Origin of the sequence: Aquabacterium sp. (genome assembly GCF_041915145.1) — a bacterium.
Taxonomy (GTDB): domain Bacteria; phylum Pseudomonadota; class Gammaproteobacteria; order Burkholderiales; family Burkholderiaceae_C; genus Aquabacterium.
In genome coordinates this window covers 1-5,211 of sequence record NZ_JAYSBZ010000123.1, presented here as the reverse complement: position 1 = coordinate 5,211, position 5,211 = coordinate 1, and the positions used below count along the sequence as shown (strand labels likewise).

The window sequence follows — 5,211 nt, the reverse complement described above, 5'->3', positions numbered from 1 at the left end:
CACTAGCGTCGTCGAAGGCATCAACAACACGATCAAAGTCATCAAACGACGGGCCTATGGCTACCGCGACGAGGAGTACTTCTTTCTCAAGATCCGCGCAGCCTTCCCCGGAAATCCTCGATGAACCGAAAAAAAACCGCTCGAAGGAGCGGCTTTTAAAGTCCGGTGACGGACATCGTTGGGACCGGCGGGGGCTTGGCTTTGATTCTCTGGTCGGTGACCGACACCAAGTTGATTTTGCTTTTCAACCCCTCGAAATTCGGACTCTCGTAGAGCGATGGAGAAACCTCCGTGTGACAGCTACTGAAAAGAACTGTAAACGCGGGCACCCGCCTCCGAAATCCCTCCTACGAGGGGAGTCGTAGTTCCTTCGTTACCGGATGTAATGCCGCCGAGTGGCGTGAGGCTCGATGAAGCAAGGGGAGGATGGTGGCGCGTATCGCGATGCCGCGTCAGCGGTGGCTGGCCGCAGGGGTGCTGCTGGTGTTCGTCGCAGGTCTGCATGGCCTGCTCTGGTCGTGTCTGGGGCCGGCACCGGTGGGCGCACGAGGCAGCGCGCCCACGTCGATGCGACCCGGCCGAACGATGGCGCCGGCCGTGCAGGTGGTGCCGGGCCGAGCCTCCCGGGATGGCGCGATCCACGCCGCTCGCCCGGCGGTCCTGCCGCGCGGTCCGGGGCGCCTTGCGCGACCGACGATGCCCGTTGCCGTGAGCCACGCGCCGCCGTCGGAGGCGCCAGGCGATCCACCCCCGCAATACGCCGCCCGCCTGCCGGACACCGCTCGGCTGTCGCTGGAGGTCTGGCGGGGAGAACAAAGGCTGGGAGAAGCCGCGCTCGATTGGTGGCACGACGACGCGCGCTATCGATTGCAACTGGGCTGGGTGGGCGAGGCGCCGCCGGCCGCCGCGTTGATCGAGCAGGCCAGCAGCGGCCGCGTGAGCCCGCACGGCCTGCTGCCCGAGCGCTTCGTCGATCGCCGCGCGCGGCGTGGCGCGCGGGCGGTGAGCCTGCAATGCGACGACGTCGGCGGGGCCGTGAGCTTCTCGGCCGTCACGGCGCGCGCGCCCTGCGTGGCCGGCATGCAGGACGGCCTGAGCTGGTGGCTGCAGTTGTGGGCCGTCGTGGCGGCGCAGCCCGCGGCGCCGGAGCCGGGCCGGGCCTTCAGCGTGGCGGTGGCGCGCGTGCACGGCGTGGTCGAGTCGTGGACCTTCGTTGTCGAGCCGGACGCCGATGCGGGCGCGCTCAGGCTGGTGCGTCGTCCAGACGGCGCGCCGCGGTTCGACGACCTCACGGCCGAGTTGTGGCTCGATGCCGCGTCGCCGCATCGGCTGCGCCGCGTGCGCGTGCAGTCGATGCGCGGCGAGCCGCTGCGGTGGGAGCGGCTCGAGCCCGCGCCGCGCGACGATTCGTGACTTCTTGCCGCTTTGGTCCGGCGCTGTGGCTCAAGCCGGAACCAGCTGCGCATTCCGGCACACCCACGAGGAGCGTCTGAGGGCTTGTGCCTCTCAAGAGTTGCCCTGGGGCGTCGAACACCTGATCACGATGGCACTTGAAACTTCTCAAGGCCGCGCTCACCTGAGAGATCAGGTCAAGGAGTACTGTCCATGCAAATGCTTTACAACTCGGATCACTACGCCGTGGTGCACATCGAGTTGCCTTGTGCCATCCCTGAGGTGGATACGGCACCGGGACTCACGCGCGCCGGCTACGAGATCGTGGACAAGTTCGCGCGCCGCGAGGTCTATATCGAAGGCGCGATGGCCGAGTGCTTCAAGGAGGGCGTCGAGGCGTTGATCGAATCGTCGCCCTCGATCGAGGAGATCGATGCCTATCTCGAACGCTACGCGTCGATGGCGCAGCAGCCGGTGGTGGTGCATTGAAGCCTTGAGGCCCGCGGGCCAGGCGCCCGTTGCACGTGATCGAGCAGGCGACTTCGTTGAAGTCGCCTTTCTTTTGTCCGTCGCGCGACCCGGCAGACGCGCTCAGGCCATGGCCGGGACGTGCGAGAACAGGTCGCTCAAGGCGGTTTCGGGGCGGGGGCTGGTGCGCAGCCATTCCTGCACATCGCCGGCGGGCATCGGGCGGGCGAACAGGAAGCCCTGGAACTCGTCGCAGTCGAGCTCGAGCAGGATGTCTTGCTGCGCGCGCGTCTCGACGCCCTCGGCCACCACGCTCAGGCCGAGCGCGTGCGCCAGGCGCACCACGGCCTCGACGATGGCGCGGGCGTCGTGACTCTTGTCGAGGTCTTGCACGAAGCTGCGGTCGATCTTGAGTTGGCTGGCCGGCAGCTTGCGCAGGTAGCTCAGGCTTGAATAACCGGTGCCGAAGTCGTCGATCGACAACTGCACGCCGATGGCCGCGAGTTGCTCGAAGACACGCATCGAGGCCTGGGTGTTTTCCATCGCCACCGATTCGGTGATCTCGCAGATCAGCAACTCGGGCGGCACGCGATGTCGCTTCAAGGCATGGCGGATGCGCGCGTCCAGATCGGGTTGGCGCAATTGATGCACCGACAGGTTGATGGCCACGGGCAGGCGCAGGCCCTGATCGAGCCAGGCGCGGAGCTGCCGGCAGGCTTCGTCGATCACCCAGTTGCCCAGCGCGCCGATCAGGCCGAAGCGCTCGGCCACCGGAATGAATTCGCCGGGGCTGACCATGCCGCGCGCCGGGTGCTTCCAGCGCAGCAGCGCCTCGGCGCCGCTGATCTCGCCGCTGCGCGCGTCGCGCTTGGGTTGGTAGTACAGCATCAGCTGGCGCTTGCCGATGGCTTGGCGCAGGTCGCGTTGCAGATCGATCTGATCGGCGCAGCCCTCTTGCATGCTGGGCTCGAAGAAGCAGTGCGCGGCGCCGCCGGCCCGCTTGGCGGTCTGCATCGCGGCGTTGGCGCGGGCGATCAGGGTCGTGGCCGGGCCGTCCTGCGGATACAGCGCCACGCCGATCGAGCAGGACAGCTCGATCTCGTGGCCGTCGAGCTTGAACGGCTGGCTGAGCGACTCGCTGATGCGCTGCGCCAGTTGCGCGACGGCGGCCGGGTCTTGCGTGCCGCGCAGCAGCAGCACGAACTCGTCGCCGGCCGCGCGCGCCAGCAGGTCGTCGTGGCGGATCAGGCGCCCGAGCCGCCCCGCGGCCTGCTGCAGCAGCGCGTCGCCCGTGGCGTGGCCGAACGAGTCGTTGACGATCTTGAAGCCGTCGAGGTTGATGTAGAGCACCGAGAGCGGCTCGTTGAACTCGTCGCACCACTGGGTGGAGTTGCCGAGCTGGTGCTCGAAACCTTGGCGGTTAGGCAGTTGGGTGAGGGCGTCGCGCCAGGCGCTGGACGCCAGCTCGCTATGCGCGCTGCGCAAGGTGTGGCTGAGGTGGTCGTTTTGCACCCGCAGCCGCTTGGCCAGCATGACGGTGAGGTAGGTCACCACCAGCAGCAGCGCCGAGGCGAACGCCACCAGATCGACCAGCGCCTCGCCCGAGAGCTGGTTGGCAGCGCCGCTTTGGGCGCCCGGCGGAACGCGCACGGCCGCCAGCATCGTCCACTGAAACGAGCGCAGCACCACGCCGCAGGTGGCGGTGGCCACGATGAGGCGCGTCAGGGGCGCCGCGCCGGGGCTGTCGAGCACGCCGCGCAAGCTGATCGAGGCCAGGGCGCCGCCGCCAAGGGCGATGACCGCGGGCAGCCAGGCGTGCGCGGCGTCCCACTCGATGCCGGGGGCGATGGCCAGCGATTGCACGCCGAGGTAGTGCATCCAACTCAAGCCGCTGCCGGCCACCACCACGCCGAACAGGCGCCACGACCAGGCCAGCGCGGGGCGACTGAGCTGCGCCTGGATCAGCGTCAGCACCATCACGGTGAGCAGCCACGACAGCAGGGTGTGGGTCGCGTCGAAGCCGACCTTGAAGGGCAGGTCGAGCGACAGCAGTCCGACGAAGTGCTCGGCCCACACGCCCGTGCCGACGCACAGCCCGCCAGCGAGCAGCCAGCCGATGGCCATCTCGCGATCCGCGGCGCGGATGCGCTTGACGATCTCGATCATCATGAACACGCTGAACGCCGCGATCGCGAACGCAACGAGCGACGGCACGATCAGGTAGCGCTGGGCGACAAAGGCAACAGATTCGGCAGCAGACACGAAGCCCCCCTCACGATGTGGTGAGACCGCGGCGGGGTGCGACGGCATCCCGCGCGGCGGACGATCAGGCAGCTCGATCGACCTGTTGTTGATATTTCGCTATCGGCCGTATCGGGGGCGGAGTTGAGAGCCTCCCCCCCTTCGGAAGGAGGGCGACGGGCGGTTGAGCCCGCCGAGCGTGAACTATTTGGGGGGGGGCGACGATCCCTACAATCGTGGCATGTCTGCCCAGCCCGCCGCCCACCCCGCTCGCCCCTACACCCGCGCCGCCCAGCTGCCGGCCATCCTGGCCCAGCGCATCGCCATCCTCGACGGCGCGATGGGCACGATGATCCAGCGCTACAAGCTCACCGAGGCCGACTACCGCGGCGAGCGCTTCAAAGAGCATCACAAGGACCTCAAGGGCAACAACGACCTGCTGGTGCTGACCAAGCCCGAGGTGATCAGTGAGATCCACGAGGGCTACCTCAGGGCCGGCGCCGACATCATCGAGACCAACACCTTCGGCACCACCACCGTGGCGCAAGAAGACTACGACCTTGCGCCGTTTGCCCGCGAGATGAACCTGGCAGCGGCCAAGCTGGCGCGCGAGGCCTGCGCCAAGTTCAGCACGCCCGACAAGCCGCGCTTCGCCGCCGGCGCCATCGGCCCCACGCCGCGCACGGCCAGCATCAGCCCCGACGTCAACGACCCCGCCGCGCGCAACATCGATTTCGACACCCTGCGCGCGGCCTACTACGAGCAGGCCCAGGCGTTGCTGGAAGGCGGCGTGGATCTGTTCCTGGTCGAAACCATCTTCGACACGCTCAACGCCAAGGCCGCCATCTTCGCCATCGACGAGCTGTTCGAGGCCACCGGCGAGCGCCTGCCCGTCATCATCTCGGGCACCGTGACCGACGCCTCGGGCCGCATCCTCTCGGGTCAGACCGTGGGGGCGTTCTGGAACTCGGTGCGCCACGCCAAGCCCATCGCCATCGGCCTCAACTGCGCGCTCGGCGCGGCGCTGATGCGCCCCTACATCGAAGAGCTGAGCAAGATCGCGGGCGACACCTTCATCTCGTGCTACCCCAACGCCGGCCTGCCCAACCC

Annotated in this window: 5 protein-coding genes; 4 read left to right on the top strand and 1 reads right to left on the bottom strand. The window is 68.0% G+C overall.

All coding sequences use genetic code 11. The features are described 5' to 3' along the window. From ACE3SS_RS14735 to ACE3SS_RS14725, 3 genes are all read left to right on the top strand, one after another. On the top strand, positions 1-124 hold a 124-nt coding region (locus ACE3SS_RS14735), incomplete at its 5' end, for a transposase (protein WP_143329487.1). Positions 125-708: 584 nt separating this feature from the next. Then, the gene (locus ACE3SS_RS14730; protein WP_374595243.1) at positions 709-1,413 is read left to right on the top strand and encodes a hypothetical protein; all 705 of its coding nucleotides are present in this window, start codon (positions 709-711) and stop codon (positions 1,411-1,413) included. 192 nt (positions 1,414-1,605) lie between these two features. Then, entirely contained in the window at positions 1,606-1,881 is a 276-nt protein-coding gene (locus ACE3SS_RS14725; protein ID WP_374595241.1) for a DUF3567 domain-containing protein, read from the top strand. 102 nt (positions 1,882-1,983) lie between these two features. On the opposite strand, the gene ACE3SS_RS14720 is transcribed toward ACE3SS_RS14725, so the two are convergent. Next, positions 1,984-4,122 (bottom strand): putative bifunctional diguanylate cyclase/phosphodiesterase, encoded by a 2,139-nt coding sequence (locus ACE3SS_RS14720; RefSeq protein ID WP_374595239.1) that lies wholly within the window; start codon positions 4,120-4,122, stop codon positions 1,984-1,986. Between the two features lie 220 nt (positions 4,123-4,342). Between ACE3SS_RS14720 and ACE3SS_RS14715 the strand changes: the two genes are divergently transcribed. Further along, positions 4,343-5,211, top strand: an 869-nt coding sequence (locus ACE3SS_RS14715; RefSeq protein ID WP_374595237.1) for a homocysteine S-methyltransferase family protein, incomplete at its 3' end; no start/stop codon positions are given.